Below are 15,381 nucleotides of genomic sequence, written 5' to 3'. Positions count from 1 at the left end.
TCCTTCTGGAGGCTGAACCATGGGTGCGGTACCGACCTTCGGCGCGGTGGCCCTCGACTGCCCGGACCCGGTCGCGCTGGCGGAGTTCTACCGCGAGCTGCTCGACTGGAAGGCGGCCGAAGTCGCCGAAGACGGCCATTGGGTGACTCTGCGGAACCCGGAGGGCGGCGCTCGGTTCTCGTTCCAGCGCGTGCCCGACTACCGGCCGCCCGCATGGCCGTCCGCCGAGAACCCGCAGCAGGCCCACGTCGACCTCGACGTCGCCGACATGGAGGCCGCCCACGAGCGAGCGCTGGCCATCGGCGCGAAGCTGCTCGACGACTCCCCGGAGACCTTTCGCGTGTACGCGGATCCGGCCGGGCACCCGTTTTGCCTGTGCGCCTGCTGACCTCGGACGAGAAAGATGCGTAATCTCTGATACGTGATTTGTCCGAAGTGTCAGAACGTCATGAAGACCGTCGACAAGAACGGCATCCACATCGACCAGTGCCAGGGGTGCCGCGGCATCTTCCTGGACAGGGGTGAGCTGGAAGCCATCGCCGGTGCCGAGAACTCGTACTACGGTGGCGGGCACCAGCCGCCCCCGCCGTACCAGGGAGGTGGACACGCGCCGGCTCCGCACTACGGACGGCCGGACTCCCCGCGGCCCCATCGCGGCGGCTACGCGGACTCGCCGAAGGGCTACCGGGGTGGTTACGCCGACTCGCCCAAGGGTTACCGCGGCGGCTACGCGGACTCGCCGCACGGCTATGGCCACAAGCGTCGTAAGGGCGGCTTCCTCGAGGGCCTCTTCGACTGACCGTGGTCCTCGATCTCAAGATCTGCCCGGCCTGCGGTGATCGCGCCGAACGGCCACGAGTCGAGAACGGGCTGCTGGTGTGCGCGGTATGCGCGCACCAGTGGCCGTTCCGGCGCCTTCCGCTGTTCGCGCTGACCGGGCCGAGCGGCGCCGGCAAGTCGACGGTCGGGCCGCGGCTCGCGGAACGACTCGGCGATCTCGCGCTCGTGGTCGAGCAGGACGTGTTGTGGACCGGGGCGTTACGGGACGACGTCCCCGGCCATCCCGCGTTCCGCTCGACCTGGCTGCGGATGGCGGCGATGCTGCACCAGAACGGGCGGCCGGTCGTGCTCTGCGGCACCGTCGCGCCGCCCGAGTTCGAGCGGCTGCCCGAGCGCGTCTTCTTCTCCGGCATCCACTACCTGGCCCTCGTCAGCGAGCCCGACGCCCTGCGCAAGCGTTTGCTGGCGCGGCCCGCCTGGCGCGAGTGGGACGATGAGCGGGTCGAGGAGATGCTGGAGTTCAACGAGTGGCTGCAAGCGGAAGCGCCCTCGATGGATCCGCCGGTCGAGTTGTTCGACACCACCCGCATCCCGGTGGACGACGCCGTCGACCACGTCGAGAAGTGGGTGCGAGGCCTGCTTTCAGGGACGCAACGGCCAAGTGCGGCCGTCGGGTGAATCCAGCCAGATCACCTGGTCCTCGCCGTCGAGGCTGAGCCCGAACCGGTCCCGCCCCGGCTCGCCGAGGCCGAGCCAGTCCTCGTGCGCCACTTCGACGATCTCCCACAGCCGCCGCGGGCCACCTTCGGCCACTTCGAACTCGCTGCCCCGCTGCCGATGGCGCATCCATGAGCCGTCCGGATGGACCAGCGTGGTGCTCTGGCCCGTCCGCGCGGCCGTCACGCCCGGAAGGTGGAGCCCGGCGAAGAACTCGAAGCGGCTGCGGCCTTCGGTGAGCACGCCCATCGGCAGCCGGGTCGGCCGCCAGGAGACATCACCTTCGAGCGCCTTCGACGGCTTGAAGCGGTGCGCGCGCAGCGGCATGAAGCGACCGTCACGGGCGAGCACCCGCCCGTGTCCCGTCGCGCCTTCGCCCGCGACGATCCGGACGAGTCCGCCGCCGATCGGCCGGTGCAGCGTGGTGACGATCAGCCCGCCCGGCATCGTCTGCGCCAGCCACGCGGGCGGGATCGACGACACCGAGCACGTGCACAGCACCCGGTCGTAGAGCACGCCCGCCGGGAAGCCATCGGCGCCGTCGGCCGCCGCGCACGAGGGCGCGTACCCGATCTCCGCCAGGCGTTTGCGCGCGGCGTCGACCAGTTCCGGGTCGATGTCCACTGTGTACACGAGCCCGGAACCGAGCCGATGGCACAGCAGGGCGGTGTTGTAACCGGTGCCCGTGCCGATCTCCAGTACGCGATGCCCGTCGGCGACCCGGAGCTCTTCGAGCATGATCGCCATGATCGACGGCTGGCTGGACGAACTCGTCGGCGTTCCGGGCTGGGCGCCGAGATAGCGCGCCCGTTCCCAGAGCCCGGAGTCGTCGTCGAGCTGGACGACCAGTACGTCGGGGGAGTACACGCGCCGGAGCCACTCGTCGTCGCCGCTTTCGACCGCGGCCCAGCCGTTCGCCGCCGGGACGAAGAACCGCGGCAGGAAGACGTGTCTCGGCACGGAGCGGAACGCGGTCATCCAGCGCGCGTCGTGCAGCACGCCCTCGGCGAGCAGATGCTCGACGAGGCGCCGCCGCAGCCGCGTCGCGTTCGACATCCCCCCACGGTAGCGGGGTGAGCACCAACACACCCGATGATTGCAAGCAGAGTGCTTGCAATTGCTAGCACCCGCGCGTAGCGTTGACGACGTCGCGAGGAGGTGACCGATGTCAGACATCGACCGGGATCAGCCCGCATCGGGTGGACCGATGGAGAAGGTCGCGGACATCGCTTCCGACATCGGCGAGTACATCCGCCAGCAGCGCAGCAACGCGAAGATCTCCTTGCGGCAGCTGTCGAAACTCGCCGGCGTGTCCAATCCGTACCTGAGCCAGATCGAGCGCGGGGTCCGCAAGCCCAGCGCGGAGATCCTCCAGCAGATCGCCAAGGGCCTGCGAATCTCGGCCGAGGCGCTCTACGTGCAAGCGGGAATCCTCGATCTGCCCATGGGTGGCCCGGTCGGCGACGCGATCCGCGCCGACACCGAGCTGACCGAACGGCAGAAGCAGGTCCTGCTCGACGTCTACGAATCGTTCCGCCGCGAGAACGCCGCCGCGAAACCCGAGCAGGCGGCCAAGGCGAAAACCGAAGACCAAGTCACAGAAACCAAGGAGTCAGCATGACCACGGCCACCAAGACCGACCGCAAGCACACCGCCCTCGACCAGGTCCGCACGCCGCTGCTGGCCGCCCTGGGTGCCGGCAACCTGGCCGGCCAGGCCGTCGTCGACGCCGTGTCCAAGGCCAAGGAGAAGGTCGTCGAGGGCAGCGAGACCGCCCGCAAGAACATCGAAGAGCTCCCGCACGACGTCGAGGGTCTCCGCGAGAAGCTGGACCCGGCCGAGCTGCGCAAGGTCATCGACGAGTACACCGAAGCCGCGCTGAAGCTGTACAACAAGCTGGCCGAGTCCGGTGAGCAGGCGTGGGACAAGATCGCCGCGCAGCCGCAGGTCAAGAAGGCCATCGAGCAGCTCGAAGACGCGATCAGCACCGCACAGGACCGCGTCGAGGGCGCGACCACCGACGCCCGTGAGCGCATCGACACCGTGCTCGGCAAGGTCACCAAGGGCACCCGTTCCGCCGGCGAGAAGACCGCTCGCAAGGTGACCGAGCTCGCCGGCGAGATCGCCGACGAGGTCGAGGAGATCGGCGACGACCTCGCGCACGAGACGCGTTCGGCTTCGCGCAAGGTCGCCAACAAGACCGCGCCGAAGACCACGACCACGACGCGCCGTACCACCACCAGCCCGGCCGCCAAGAAGCCGGCCACCGCGCCGAAGACCACCGAGAAGTAAGTTCCGCGTGAATTCCCGGGCCCCCGGCGCCGCTTCGGTGCCGGGGGCCCGGGTCATTCGCCCGGTTTGACGTAAGCTGAGTTCGTGTTCGTTGCCACCTGGATCCTCATCGCCATCCATTGGGGCGGCGCGCTGACGGGGCTGTTCGCTTTCGTGCATGCGCTGTTGCAGCGCGCGGACGCGTACTCGGCCGCCGATCGGAAGACCAAGCCCATCTGGATGCTCATCACCGGCGGATCGACCGTGGTGCTGACCTTCTTCCAGTTCTACGGCGGCGGCATGATCCTGTGGCTGCCCGCACTGGTCGCGGTCCTGGTCTACCTCGTGGACGTCCGCCCCAAGCTCATCGAGGTGCAGCGCGGCGGCCGCAACTGGTGATCGAGTGCCGGTTCGGCGGAGCTGAGATGTACTCGGACAAGTCACCGAACGCGTGAACCCGCCCGGCCGAAGGCCCCGCTATCGCGGTGGAAGGGCGCCCTGATCGCCCATCGTGCGCGTTCTCCCGGGCGGCGCCCTGCCGACATTAGGGTGGCCCTGTGACTAACTGGACCATCGCCGGAAGCCTCACCGTCGTCCCCGCCCTCTCCCGCACGGACCTGCTCGCCGAGCCCGTCGCCAAGGCACTCGCCGCCCTGCCCGATCCGGATGCCGTCGGCGTCGTCGAGATCGACGCCGACCTGGCCGACACCGCCGCTTTCTGCGAGGCGTACGGCTCACCGCTCTCCGCGTCCGCGAACTGCGTCGTCGTCGCCGGCAAACGCGCCGGTGAGGTCCGGTTCGCCGCCGCGATGATCCTCGCCACCACCCGCGCCGACGTGAACGGCGTGATCAAGCGCCGTCTCGACGTCCGCAAGGCCTCCTTCGCCCGGATGGACGAGGCCGTCTCGCTCACCGGAATGGAGTACGGCGGCATCACGCCGGTCGGCCTGCCCGCGGAATGGCCGATCCTGATCGACCAGCGCGTCGCCGACGAGCCCGAACTGGTCATCGGCAGCGGTATCCGCGGCGGCAAGCTGCTGATCTCGGGCGCGACCCTCGCGGCCCTGCCCGGTGCCGAGGTGATCGACGGGCTCGCGCGCCCCGTCGAGTGAGGCTGTCCACAAAGGACTTCTCGCTGGCCTCGGCCTTCGAGGCCGCGTTCCTCGCCCCGCCGTGCCGCGGACGGGGCTGGGCCGCGCCGGTGAGATCATCCCGCTGGCGCACGCCTTCCAGGCGTTCGCGTGGGCGGCGGTGAACGCTCAGGAGCGGGCAGCCGCGCGGGACTGGATCGCCAGCCCGCGCGGGGTCACCCAACGCGTGACGAGCGCGAAAACGCCTTCGCACACCAAAGCCAGTACGACGACCGCGATGCCACCCGCCAGGATCTCGCCGTGGCCGGGTTCGCCGAGGGCGAAACCGTCCACAATGTACCGTCCGAGCCCGCCGCCGTCGTTGACGATCGCGCCGATCGCGACCGTCGCCACCAGTTGCAGGAACGCGACGCGGGCACCCGCCAGGATGACCGGAGACGCGAGCGGCAACTCCAGGCGCAGCATGATCTGCCACTCGCGGTAGCCGGTTCCGCGCGCGGCGTCGACGGTTTCCTGCTCCAGTTGGACGACGCCCGCGTAGGTGTTCGTGAACAACGGCGGCAGCGCCAAGGCCACCAGCGCGAGCATCAACGGCCAGAACGTCGTGTCGACTTCGAGCCGGGCTGCCAGGAACCAGAACAAGATCACCAGCCCGAAGCTGGGGATCGCGCGGCCGATGTTCACCGCGCTCGTGGCGAGGAACTGCGCGCGGCGGTAGTGCGCCAGCCATAACGCGGGCGGGATCGTCAGCACGGCCGAGATCGCCAGCGCCAGCAAGGAGAACTGCAGATGCTCGACCGTCCGGTACGGCACGCCCGCCGGGTCCGTCCAGCTCCAGCGGTTCGGTTCGCCGAACCACTCGATGGTCTGGTCGATGATGCTCATCGCGACGCCGCCTTCCGCGACCACGGCGCGAGCGCGCGCCCACCGAGCCACAGCAACAGATCCACCACCACGGCCAGCACCACGGAAAGCACCACGCCGACGATGATCGACGTCGGGTTCGGCGTCGCGGTCTGGATCCCGTTGCGGATGAAGTACCCGAGACCGCCCTTGCCGAGCATGGAAGTCACCGTCACGAGCCCGATCGTGGTCACCGCCGCGACCCGCAGGCCCGCGATCACCACCGGCAGCGCGAGCGGGAGTTCGACCTGCCACAGCAACCGCGAACGCGTGAAACCCATGCCTATCGCGGCTTCGCGGACTTCCTTGGGTACTTGTTCGACGCCGGTGACGATGTTGCGGATGAGGATCAGCAACGTGTACGTGGCCAAGGGAATCACCGCGGTGGTGAAGGACGTCAGACCGGTGAAGGGCACCAGCACGGCGAAGGCACCGAGGCTCGGGATGACGTACAACGACCCCGCCGTGCTCAGCGCGATGACGTAGAACCACCTGCGGCGCAGCGAAACCACGGAAACACCGATCGACACCACCAGCCCGATGGCGAGCGCCGCCGCGGTCAGCGTGAGGTGCTCGCCGAGCCGCTCGAAGATCTCGTCGAGATGGCGGTCCACCCACCGCCACTCGAAGAGCGGCCGTCCACCTTGGGTGGCAACGGGGAACACGGAGGAGGCTCGCACCGGCAGACCTTACCCCGATCGGGCGGCCGGATTCCGCTCTCTGGGAGCAGAAGGGGCGGAACTCTCAAAATGTGGATTCTGTCGTGACCCGGGGATACGGTTCGTTCCTCTGAACGAGTCATAGGAGTGTGTGCACGTGCGCTGGACACGGAATGTTCGAGTGGGCGCGGTGCTCGCCGCCGCCGTCCTCGGTATGACCGCCTGTGGGGGAGGCGACGACGCGGCGGCCCCGGCCGCGCAGAGCAAGGGCGGGGCACCGATCGTGGTGGCGTCCTTCAACTTCACCGACAGCGTGATCCTCGCCGAGCTGTACGCGAACGCGCTGGAGGCCAAGGGTTATCCGATCACCCGCAAGCTGAACCTCGCTTCGCGCGAGCTGATCTACCCGGCGCTGAAATCCGGCGAACTCCAGTTCATCCCGGAATACCAGGGTGCCGCCATCACCACCGGATACGGCAAGGAAGCCGCGAAGGACGCGCAGGCCGAACACGAGCAGCTCGAGAAGTTGTTCGAGCCCGACGGCATCGCCCTGCTGGAGCAGTCGCCGGCGGAGAACAAGAACACCTACATCGTGAAGGCCGACCTCGCCAAGGAGAAGGGCCTCAAGAAGATCAGCGACCTGTCCAAGGTCGACAACGTCATCGTCGCGGGCGGGCCGGAGTGCGCGGAGCGGCTTCCCTGCTTCAAGGGCTTCACGGACGTCTACAAACTGAAGGCCACGTTCCAGACCGTGCAGGAGGCGGGCCCGCGCGTCGAGCAGCTGCGGTCCGGCAAGGTCACCGTCATCCCGGTCGACTCGGTGAGCCCGCTCGTCGGCGACCCGCAGTTCGTGGTGCTGGAGGACGACCTCGCCATCGTGCCGACCGAGAACGTCGTGCCCGCGGTGAACAAGAAGGTCCTCGACGAACGCGGCGCCGACTTCGCGGCCGCGGTCAATGCCGTGAGCAAGGCCCTCGACACCGTACAGCTGCGTGAGCTGAACAAGCGCGTCGACTCGGACGGCGAGAAGCCGGCCGACGTCGCGAAGGACTGGCTGAAGGAGAAGTCCCTCATCTGAGGCTCTTCGCAAGTGAGATGAAGGGGCCTTTCATAGCAAATTTTGCTATGAAAGGCCCCTTCATTGCAGTCGGAGGAGGGCCGCCCGCTCCGGCTGCGGGCGTCGGTGGAATCGTGGACGCTGTCGTTGCACCACGGGTGAAAGGGAGTGGGATGGGAAAGGTCACGGCCATCGCGGAGCGCACCATCGAGGCGCCGGCGGACAAGGTCAGGGCGCTCGTCGCCGACTACGCCGAAACCCGGCCGAAGCTGCTGACCGAGCACTACCGCGACTACGAGGTCACCGAAGGCGGAGCCGGCGCGGGCACGAAGGCGCGCTGGAAGCTGCAGGCCACGTCGAAGCGTGTGCGTGACGTCGCCGCGACGGTGACCGAGCCGTCCGAAGGCACCCTCGTCGAGACCGACGCGAACTCCAGCATGGTCACCACCTGGACCGTCCGCGAGGTGCCGGGCGGCAGCGTCGTCCGCATCGAGACGATCTGGGACGGCGCGGGCGGCATCGGCGGCTTCTTCGAGAAGACCTTCGCGCCCGGTGGGCTCAAGCGGATCTACGAGGGAGTGCTCGGCAAACTCGCCGAGGTCGTGTAGTGCTCGCCACAACCGGAATGGCCGCCCCGGTTCGCTCGTTGTACCCGGCGTGAATACGGGGCGATCGCCCCGCTTGGGCAACAGACTTGGAGTTACCTCGTGAACGCAACCGAGATCCGGCTCGCCTCCCGTCCGCACGGCGTCCCCACGCTCGAGAACTTCGAGATCGCCGACGTCGAGATCCCGGTGCCGGGCGAGGGGCAGATCCTGGTCCGCAACCAGGTGCTGAGCGTGGACCCGTACATGCGCGGCCGGATGAGCAGCGCGAAGTCCTACGCCGAACCGTACGAAGTCGGCAAGGTCATGCACGGCGGCGCCGTCGGTGAAGTGCTCGAGTCCACCGTGGACGATTTCAAGCCGGGCGACATCGTGCTGCACGGCCTTGGCTGGCGCTCGCACGCCGTCGTCGCCGCGAAGCACGCGGTGAAGGTCGACCCCGAGGCCGCGCCGATCACCGCGTACCTCGGCGTCCTCGGCATGACCGGGCTCACCGCGTACGCCGGACTGCTCGAAGTCGCGGAGTTCAAGGAGGGCGACACCGTCTTCGTGTCCGGCGCGGCGGGTGCCGTCGGGTCCGTCGTCGGCCAGCTGGCGAAGCTGAGGGGCGCGAAGCGGGTCATCGGCAGCGCGGGCACGGACGAAAAGGTCAAGTGGCTGACCGGCGAGCTGGGCTTCGACGCGGCGTTCAACTACAAGGACGCCCCGGTCGCCGAGCAGCTGCGCGCGGCGGCACCCGAGGGCATCGACGTGTACTTCGACAACGTCGGCGGCGAGCACCTCGAAGCGGCGATCGACTCGATCAACCTGCACGGCCGGATGGCGATCTGCGGGATGATCTCGGTCTACAACAACACCGAACCGGCCGCGGCGCCGCGCAATCTCGCGTCGATCATCGCGAAGCGGTTCACCATGCGCGGCATGCTGGTCGGCGACCACTACGCGCTTCAGCCGCAGTTCGTGAAGGAGGTCGCTCCGCTGGTCGCCTCCGGGAAGCTCAAGTACTCGGAGACCGTTGTGGACGGTATCCGCAACGCGCCGCAGGCCTTCCTGGACTTGCTGGGCGGGGCGAACACCGGCAAGATGCTGGTCCGCGTCTGACCCCGCCTCACGTGCAATGAAGGGGCCTTTCATCGCAAATTTTGCGATGAAAGGCCCCTTCATTGCACGCGCGGAGGCTCAGTACTGGGTGGTGAGCGCGCCTTCGGTCAGCGCGGCGTCCAGCGCCTCCGCCGACATGTCCAGCTTCATCTGGTCACGGAAGATCTGGCCGGCGGTCGGCAGGCTGGAGCGCTCCGGCCAGGTTTCCGGCTTCCACAGCGAGGACCGCAGGAAAGCCTTGGCACAGTGCATGTACAGCTCTTCGACCTCGACCATGATCGCCAGCGCGGGCCGCTTCCCCTTGACCACGAGGTCGTCGAAGAACGGCGCGTCCGCGACCAGTTTCGCGCGGCCGTTGATCCGCAGCGTCTCGTTCATCCCCGGGATCAGGAACAGCAGTCCGGCGTGCGGGTTCTCGAGGATGTTGGTCTGGCTGTCGAGCAGCTTATTGCCCGGCCGGTCCGCCAGTAGCAGCGTCTTGTCGTCGAGCACCTTCACGGAACCGGCCGGGTCGCCCCGCGGAGAGACGTCACACGTCCCGTCGGACGACGCCGTCGCCAGCAGGTAGAACGGCGAGTGTTCGATCAGCGTGCGCGCGTGCGGATCGAGGAAGGGGATGATCTTCCCCTTGGTGCGCTCGGCCGGGTGGCCGAGGTGTTCACGCAGCGCTTCGCGCGTCTCGATCACTTTGATCTCTGAGGTCCCCATGACCCCAGTGAACCACTAGAACACGACAGTCCGGTTCCCGTGCACCAGCACGCGGCCTTCCAGGTGCCATCGCAGCCCGCGCGCCAGCGTCACCTTCTCGATGTCGCGGCCCTTGCGGACCATGTCCTCGACGGAATCGCCGTGGTCGACGCGGATGACGTCCTGGTCGACGATCGGACCCGCGTCGAGGTCCGCGGTGACGTAGTGGCAGGTCGCGCCGATGAGCTTCACTCCGCGCGCGTGGGCCTGGTGGTAAGGCCGCGCGCCGACGAACGACGGCAGGAAGCTGTGGTGGATGTTGAGCGCCCGCCCGGCCCACGCCTCGCACAGTTCCGGGGGCAGGACCTGCATGAACCGGGCGAGGACGACGGCGTGCGGGTCGTGCTCGTCGACGATTTTCCGCACTTCGGCGAACGCGGACGCCTTGGCCGCGGCGTCACCGGCGGGGAACGGGACGTGGTGGAACGGGATGCCATGGGCGCGGGTGATGTCGCCCAGCGAAGCGTGGTTGCCGATGACGGCGGCGACGTCGATGTCCAGTTCGCCGGAGGCGACCCGGCCGAGGAGGTCGTAGAGGCAGTGCCCGGCCTTGGAGACGAGGATCACGGCGCGACGGCGCTCACCGGTGTCGCTGACTTGCCAGCTCGACTCGGCCGAAAGCGACTTCGCGACGTCGGCGAATCGGGTGCGCAGTTCGGCGGCGTCGAACGGGAGCGAGTCGGCGCGCACGACCTGGCGGGTGAAGAACCAGCCGGTGTCGGGGTCCGTGTGGTACGCCGCTTCGACGATCCAACCGCCGTGCTCGGCGAGGAAACCCGAGATACGGGCGATGATGCCGGTGCGGTCAGGGCAGCCGAAGGAGATCACATAGCGACGTTCAGGGTTCGACACGGACTCCATTGTCGCTGGTCTCGGCCGCGGCGCGGCGCCGGGTCAGTATCCGGACGCGGACCCGCCGCCCGACCTCGATCGCCGCGACCAGCAGCAGGCCGAGCGCGAAGGACAGCAGAAGGCCCTTCTCCGGTTCGTCCGCGAAGGCCGCTCCGCCGACGAGACCGATGAGGACGCTGTAGACCGCCCAGATGCTCGCACCGAGGGCGTCGAGCGGGACGAACTTGCGCGGCGGGTAGCCGAGGCTGCCGTTGGCGAGCCCGCTCGCGACCCGTCCGCCGGGCAGGTATCGGGCGGCGAGGATCAGCAAGACGGCGTTGCGCCGCACTTGGATCTTCGCCCATTCGTAGCGCCGGACCCCGTCCGGGCCGCGCTGCAGGCGGGCGAGCGCTCGCGGACCCGCGGCCGCGCCGACGGTGTAACCGAGACAGTCGCCCAGCCAGGCCCCGAGCGCGGCGACCAGCGCGAGCAGCGCCAGCTGGGAGAAGTCCGTGCCGATCAGGACGGCGACGGTGATGACGGTGGTCTCGCTCGGCATGAACGGCAGGAGCGCGTCCAACCCGGACACGAGGAACACGATCACCCACAGCCAGGGCGATCCGAGCGTGCCCTCGAGCAGCTCGGTGACGTACTCCAGCAGTTCCACGGTTCCATGGTGATCACCGCAGGTCGCTTTGGGGTGACGGAGCGGGGTTCGACCGGTGAATTCCTAGTCCGGGGCGACCGACGACCACGGCACGGTGAGCTCACCGAGCCGCCACCGCGACGGCCGGTTCAGCACCGGCCAGCCCCGGGCGGTGAGGAGGTGGACGGCGTGCGCCCAGCGGGCGCGGACGCCGAAGTTCTGGTGCGGCGCCGCCGTCGCCCAGCATATGTCCAAAATAGACAATAGCTCGTGGACACGTTCGCCGGGAACGTTGCGGTGGATGAGGATCTTGGGCAGTCGTTCGGCCACTGTGGACGGACGTTCCAGGCTGGCGAGATGGACGGACAGGGTCAGGCTGCGCGGTCCGCCGGAGTCGACCGCGACCCACGTGCTGAGCCGCCCGATCTCGTCGCAGGTGCCTTCGACGAGCAGCCCGCCCGGCGTCATCGCGTCCAGCATCAGCGACCAGGCGCCATGGACCTCGGCTTCGTCGTACTGGCGCAGCACGTTGAACGCGCGCACCAGCACCGGCCGCGTCCCGGCGAGTTCGAAGCCGCCGCGCCGGAAGTCCAGCCACGGCCGGTCGACGGCGGCTTGCGCGACGGCGACCCGTTCGGCGTCCAGCTCCAGGCCCAGTACCCGGACGTCGCGCCGGACCGTGCGCAGCCGGCGCGCCATTTCGACCGTGGTCACCGGTGAGGCGCCGTAGCCGAGGTCCACCACGAGCGGTTCGTCCGCGCGGTGCAGCAGCCGGGTCACGTCAGGGTCGCTCGCGAGCCAGCGGTCGACGCGGCGGAGCCGGTTGGGGTTGGTCGTGCCCCGTGTCGGTGCCCCGACCGGTTTCAGCGCTCGGCCAGCCACTTCGCGACGAATTCGGCCTCGCGTTCCAGCAGCTTGGTGACCTGTTCGGCGATCACGCCTTCCAGCTTTCCGCCGACGAACGGGATCCGCACCTTGACCTCGCCGCTGTTGACCAGCGTCACCTGCTCGCCTTCGCCGGTCAGCGACGTCTTCGCGGTGATCTCGCCCGGCACGCCCGAGACCGACGCCGTCGCGGTGCCGGTGTAGCCGGATCCGGCGGTCTTCCAGGTCTGCTCACGCTCGACGATCAGATCGCCCCGGTGCAGCGTCCGCACGGCAGACGGGAGCTTGTCCGAGCTGATGCCCTGGCGCAGCTTGTAGCGCACGCCGTCCCCGGCCGGGACGTACTCCAGCAGCTCCGCGTCGTCGCCGCCGATCTCCTCCAGCCTCGCCCGCAGCGCCGCCTCGCCGGCGACCGCGTCGAACGTGGTCGCGAGGTCTGCGGAGAACGTCGATCGGTGCTCGATACGGGAGGCCATGGCGCCAGACAGTACCGTTCACGGGCGTGAGCACTGCCGAAACTCCCACCCAGCACGCCGCCCTCGCCGACCACACCACGTTGCGGCTCGGCGGTCCGGCACGGCGTTATGCCGAGGCGAAGACCGTGCAGGCCCTGGTCGACGCGGTCCGCGAGGCCGACGAAGCGGGCCAGCCGGTCCTGCTGCTCGGCGGCGGTTCGAACCTCGTCGTCGCCGACGACGGCTTCGATGGCGCGGTGCTGAAGGTCGGCAACACCGGCTGGACACGTGACGGGGATCTCGTCGAGGTCGCGGCGGGGGAGAACTGGGACGGTTTCGTCGAGGGCCTGGTGGCCGACGGCGTCGGCGGGCTCGAATGCCTGTCCGGGATCCCCGGTTCGGTCGGCGCGACGCCGATCCAGAACGTCGGCGCGTACGGCTGCGAGGTGGCCGAGTCCCTGGTCTCGGTCGACCTCTACGACCGTGCCACCCGCGAGATCCGCACGCTGACCGCCGACGAGCTCGGTTTCGGCTACCGCACGTCGATCCTGAAGGGGACCGACGCGGGCGTCGTGCTCACCGTGCGTTTCAAGGTCACCGAAGACGGCCTCTCCGCTCCGATCCGCTACGCCGAACTCGCCCGCACGCTGGGTGTCGAGATCGGTGACCGGGTCCCGGCGGCCGAAGCACGCCAAGCCGTCCTCGGCCTGCGTCGCGGCAAGGGCATGGTCCTGGACGCCGACGACCACGACACGTGGAGCGCGGGCTCGTTCTTCACCAACCCGATCATCGGTGAGGCACGGCTGGCGAAGGTGCTGGCGGGGATCGTGGACGTCGTAGGCGAGGACGTCCGCGTGCCGCAGTACCCGGCGCCCGGCGGTACGAAGCTGTCCGCCGCTTGGCTGATCGAGCGGGCCGGGTTCGCGAAGGGCCACGAAGGGCCCGGCGGCAGGGTCTCGCTGTCGACGAAGCACACGCTCGCGCTCACGAACCGGGGCAAGGCCTCGACAGAGGACCTTCTCGCTTTGGCGCGCGAAGTGCGCGATGGCGTCGAGGCTCGCTTCGGCGTGTCACTGCACCCGGAACCCCTGTTGATCAACTGCTCGCTCTGAACCCCTGCCCGCATTCAGAGGACTAAATGCGGGTGGTGAACAACCCCACGCCGTCCCGTGCGTCTATTCCTGTAAGGGGCGCGGGTGACTTCCGTCGCCGCGGGTAACGTCGGAGAGGTTCCCAGCGCTGAGCGGGTAGGGGCTCGCGGGGAGACGGGGATCTTCATGGGAGGTACACGTGATCGAACGGCGCACGGTGTTCAAGGCCGCGCTCGCCGCGGGGACGGCCATGCTGGCCGCTGCCTGCTCCAGTGGTGAAGGCGGCAACGCCAAGCCGGAAGGCAGCGGCGGCGGAGAGCAGAACGCCGCCCCGGTCGCCAAGATCACCGCCGAACCCGCCGCCGACGCCAAGGACGCCTCCGTGGTGACGCCGGTCGTGGTGAAGGTCGCCGACGGCAAGCTCACCGAGGTCAAGGTCACGGGGGACAGCGGCAAGGACGTCAAGGGTGAACTTTCCCCCGACGGGCTCACCTGGACCAGCATGGAGGTCCTCGGCTACGGCAAGACGTACACCTACGCCGCGAAGGCCACCGGCAGTGACAACAAGCCGGCCGAGTTCAAGGGCTCGTTCAGCACGGTCAAACCCGCCAAGGAGGTTCGCGCCACGCTGAACCCGACCGACGACGCCGAGGTCGGCGTCGCGATGCCGATCAGCGTGAAGTTCGCGTCCCCGGTCAAGGACAAGGCGGCCGCCGAAAAGGCACTCAAGGTGAAGACCGACAAGGACGTCGAGGGCTCCTGGGGCTGGCTGTCGGACACGCAGGTCGACTGGCGGCCCAAGGAGTACTGGCCCGCCAACATCAAGGTCAACGTCGAGGCGAAGCTCTACGGTGTCGCGCTCGGCGGCGGCGCGTACGGCAAGGCCGACGTGACCACCGAGTTCAAGATCGGCCGCAACCAGGTGGTCAAGATCAACACCCCGGACCACGTGATGAAGGTCTACCGGGGCGGCGCGGAATCGGCGAGCTACCCGTGCTCGAACGGGCTCGACTCCGACGTCCAGCGCAACACCCCGAACGGCACGTTCATCGTGATGACGAAGGAGCCGACGGCGCGGTTCGACAACGCGCGCTATGGCTACACCAACGTCAACAAGAAGTGGGCCTGCCGGATCTCGAACAACGGCGAGTACATCCACGAGAACCAGGACAACGCGGCGAACATCGGCAAGGCCAACACCTCGCACGGCTGCGTGAACCTGCTCGACGCGGACGCGAAGAAGTACTTCGATTCGGCCATGATCGGCGACCCGGTCGAGATCACCGGTTCGAAACTGAGCAGCCCGACCAAATCGGACGTCAAGGACTGGTTCTACGACTGGAAGTCGTGGAAGGCCCTCTCGGCGATCAAGTAGCGAGGGCGCGGGTGGCCGTTCGGTACAGGTGGTCGTGAGTGGGGTTTCTGGTTTTCCCCCCAAACACCCCCCCCCACCCCCCCCCCCCCCCCCCCCCCCCGGCATCCACCCGAAACTTAGTCAACAAAAAAGGTCCCTCGTGGAAACCCCAGGGGAGAGGTCGGGTC

The 15,381-nt window shown here is 68.5% G+C and carries 20 protein-coding genes; 12 read left to right on the top strand and 8 right to left on the bottom strand.

Going from position 1 to position 15,381, the window contains the following annotated elements; all coding sequences use genetic code 11:
• Positions 1–19 precede the first annotated feature (19 nt).
• From AC0685_RS00100 to AC0685_RS00090, 3 genes are read left to right on the top strand one after another with little or no spacing between them, the layout of a single operon-like run.
• A complete protein-coding gene (locus AC0685_RS00100; RefSeq protein ID WP_478223555.1) occupies positions 20–388 on the top strand; it encodes a VOC family protein in 369 nt (122 codons plus the stop codon).
• Between the two features lie 33 nt (positions 389–421).
• Entirely contained in the window at positions 422–799 is a 378-nt protein-coding gene (locus AC0685_RS00095; RefSeq protein WP_126733187.1) for a zf-TFIIB domain-containing protein, read from the top strand.
• Positions 800–801: 2 nt separating this feature from the next.
• Positions 802–1,458 (top strand): AAA family ATPase, encoded by a 657-nt coding sequence (locus AC0685_RS00090; RefSeq protein WP_478223554.1) that lies wholly within the window; start codon positions 802–804, stop codon positions 1,456–1,458.
• Here AC0685_RS00090 and AC0685_RS00085 read toward each other — a convergent pair.
• Entirely contained in the window at positions 1,423–2,553 is a 1,131-nt protein-coding gene (locus tag AC0685_RS00085; RefSeq protein WP_478223553.1) for a methyltransferase domain-containing protein, read from the bottom strand. The genes AC0685_RS00090 and AC0685_RS00085 overlap by 36 nt on opposite strands.
• A gap of 151 nt (positions 2,554–2,704) precedes the next feature.
• Here AC0685_RS00085 and AC0685_RS00080 point away from each other — a divergent pair, with 151 nt between their 5' ends.
• From AC0685_RS00080 to AC0685_RS00065, 4 genes are all read left to right on the top strand, one after another.
• The gene (locus AC0685_RS00080; protein WP_425342040.1) at positions 2,705–3,118 is read left to right on the top strand and encodes a helix-turn-helix domain-containing protein; all 414 of its coding nucleotides are present in this window, start codon (positions 2,705–2,707) and stop codon (positions 3,116–3,118) included.
• Entirely contained in the window at positions 3,115–3,789 is a 675-nt protein-coding gene (locus AC0685_RS00075) for a hypothetical protein (RefSeq protein ID WP_478223552.1), read from the top strand. Before AC0685_RS00080 ends, AC0685_RS00075 begins: the two co-directional genes overlap by 4 nt.
• 84 nt (positions 3,790–3,873) lie before the next feature.
• A complete protein-coding gene (locus AC0685_RS00070; RefSeq protein WP_034310520.1) occupies positions 3,874–4,167 on the top strand; it encodes a DUF2516 family protein in 294 nt (97 codons plus the stop codon).
• A gap of 158 nt (positions 4,168–4,325) precedes the next feature.
• Complete coding sequence (locus AC0685_RS00065; RefSeq protein WP_478223551.1) at positions 4,326–4,880, top strand: YbaK/EbsC family protein; 555 nt, start codon at positions 4,326–4,328, stop codon at positions 4,878–4,880.
• 147 nt (positions 4,881–5,027) lie between these two features.
• Here AC0685_RS00065 and AC0685_RS00060 read toward each other — a convergent pair whose 3' ends face one another.
• Both AC0685_RS00060 and AC0685_RS00055 read right to left on the bottom strand, forming a co-directional pair.
• Positions 5,028–5,744 carry an ABC transporter permease gene (locus AC0685_RS00060; protein WP_478223550.1) on the bottom strand — a complete coding sequence of 239 codons (717 nt, stop codon included), beginning with the start codon at positions 5,742–5,744 and terminating at the stop codon, positions 5,028–5,030.
• A complete protein-coding gene (locus AC0685_RS00055) occupies positions 5,741–6,427 on the bottom strand; it encodes an ABC transporter permease (RefSeq protein WP_478224420.1) in 687 nt (228 codons plus the stop codon). The genes AC0685_RS00060 and AC0685_RS00055 overlap by 4 nt, the downstream gene beginning before the upstream one ends.
• A gap of 175 nt (positions 6,428–6,602) precedes the next feature.
• Here AC0685_RS00055 and AC0685_RS00050 point away from each other — a divergent pair, with 175 nt between their 5' ends.
• From AC0685_RS00050 to AC0685_RS00040, 3 genes are all read left to right on the top strand, one after another.
• Positions 6,603–7,499 (top strand): ABC transporter substrate-binding protein, encoded by an 897-nt coding sequence (locus tag AC0685_RS00050; RefSeq protein ID WP_478224419.1) that lies wholly within the window; start codon positions 6,603–6,605, stop codon positions 7,497–7,499.
• Between the two features lie 152 nt (positions 7,500–7,651).
• Positions 7,652–8,086, top strand: coding sequence for an SRPBCC family protein (locus AC0685_RS00045; RefSeq protein ID WP_478223549.1), 435 nt, complete (start codon positions 7,652–7,654; stop codon positions 8,084–8,086).
• A 99-nt stretch (positions 8,087–8,185) separates the two neighbouring features.
• A complete protein-coding gene (locus AC0685_RS00040) occupies positions 8,186–9,184 on the top strand; it encodes an NADP-dependent oxidoreductase (protein WP_478223548.1) in 999 nt (332 codons plus the stop codon).
• A 78-nt stretch (positions 9,185–9,262) separates the two neighbouring features.
• Here AC0685_RS00040 and AC0685_RS00035 read toward each other — a convergent pair whose 3' ends face one another.
• From AC0685_RS00035 to AC0685_RS00015, 5 genes are all read right to left on the bottom strand, one after another.
• A complete protein-coding gene (locus tag AC0685_RS00035; RefSeq protein ID WP_478223547.1) occupies positions 9,263–9,892 on the bottom strand; it encodes a pyridoxamine 5'-phosphate oxidase family protein in 630 nt (209 codons plus the stop codon).
• A 15-nt stretch (positions 9,893–9,907) separates the two neighbouring features.
• Entirely contained in the window at positions 9,908–10,792 is an 885-nt protein-coding gene (purU, locus tag AC0685_RS00030) for a formyltetrahydrofolate deformylase (protein ID WP_478223546.1), read from the bottom strand.
• Positions 10,770–11,429 (bottom strand): DedA family protein, encoded by a 660-nt coding sequence (locus AC0685_RS00025; RefSeq protein WP_478223545.1) that lies wholly within the window; start codon positions 11,427–11,429, stop codon positions 10,770–10,772. The genes purU and AC0685_RS00025 overlap by 23 nt, the downstream gene beginning before the upstream one ends.
• Positions 11,430–11,492: 63 nt before the next feature.
• Entirely contained in the window at positions 11,493–12,290 is a 798-nt protein-coding gene (locus AC0685_RS00020; RefSeq protein WP_478223544.1) for a class I SAM-dependent methyltransferase, read from the bottom strand.
• Positions 12,272–12,769 carry a DUF2505 domain-containing protein gene (locus AC0685_RS00015; protein ID WP_478223543.1) on the bottom strand — a complete coding sequence of 166 codons (498 nt, stop codon included), beginning with the start codon at positions 12,767–12,769 and terminating at the stop codon, positions 12,272–12,274. Before AC0685_RS00015 ends, AC0685_RS00020 begins: the two co-directional genes overlap by 19 nt.
• A 26-nt stretch (positions 12,770–12,795) precedes the next feature.
• Between AC0685_RS00015 and AC0685_RS00010 the strand changes: the two genes are divergently transcribed.
• Together AC0685_RS00010 and AC0685_RS00005 are read left to right on the top strand one after the other, a co-directional pair.
• A complete protein-coding gene (locus AC0685_RS00010; RefSeq protein WP_478223542.1) occupies positions 12,796–13,860 on the top strand; it encodes a UDP-N-acetylmuramate dehydrogenase in 1,065 nt (354 codons plus the stop codon).
• Between the two features lie 178 nt (positions 13,861–14,038).
• The gene (locus AC0685_RS00005; RefSeq protein WP_478223541.1) at positions 14,039–15,214 is read left to right on the top strand and encodes a L,D-transpeptidase; all 1,176 of its coding nucleotides are present in this window, start codon (positions 14,039–14,041) and stop codon (positions 15,212–15,214) included.
• Positions 15,215–15,381 lie beyond the last annotated feature (167 nt).

This window comes from Amycolatopsis sp. NPDC043889 (assembly GCF_056435645.1).
This window is presented reverse-complemented; position numbering and strand designations above follow the sequence as displayed.

Coding starts and splice junctions, on each gene's coding strand:
- AC0685_RS00100 (WP_478223555.1), top strand. CDS start 20: ATGGGTGCGGTACCGACCTTCGGCGCGGTGGCCCTCGACTGCCCGGAC.
- AC0685_RS00085 (WP_478223553.1), bottom strand. CDS start 2,553: ATGTCGAACGCGACGCGGCTGCGGCGGCGCCTCGTCGAGCATCTGCTC.
- AC0685_RS00080 (WP_425342040.1), top strand. CDS start 2,705: ATGGAGAAGGTCGCGGACATCGCTTCCGACATCGGCGAGTACATCCGC.
- AC0685_RS00075 (WP_478223552.1), top strand. CDS start 3,115: ATGACCACGGCCACCAAGACCGACCGCAAGCACACCGCCCTCGACCAG.
- AC0685_RS00060 (WP_478223550.1), bottom strand. CDS start 5,744: ATGAGCATCATCGACCAGACCATCGAGTGGTTCGGCGAACCGAACCGC.
- AC0685_RS00045 (WP_478223549.1), top strand. CDS start 7,652: ATGGGAAAGGTCACGGCCATCGCGGAGCGCACCATCGAGGCGCCGGCG.
- AC0685_RS00035 (WP_478223547.1), bottom strand. CDS start 9,892: ATGGGGACCTCAGAGATCAAAGTGATCGAGACGCGCGAAGCGCTGCGT.
- purU (WP_478223546.1), bottom strand. CDS start 10,792: ATGGAGTCCGTGTCGAACCCTGAACGTCGCTATGTGATCTCCTTCGGC.
- AC0685_RS00015 (WP_478223543.1), bottom strand. CDS start 12,769: ATGGCCTCCCGTATCGAGCACCGATCGACGTTCTCCGCAGACCTCGCG.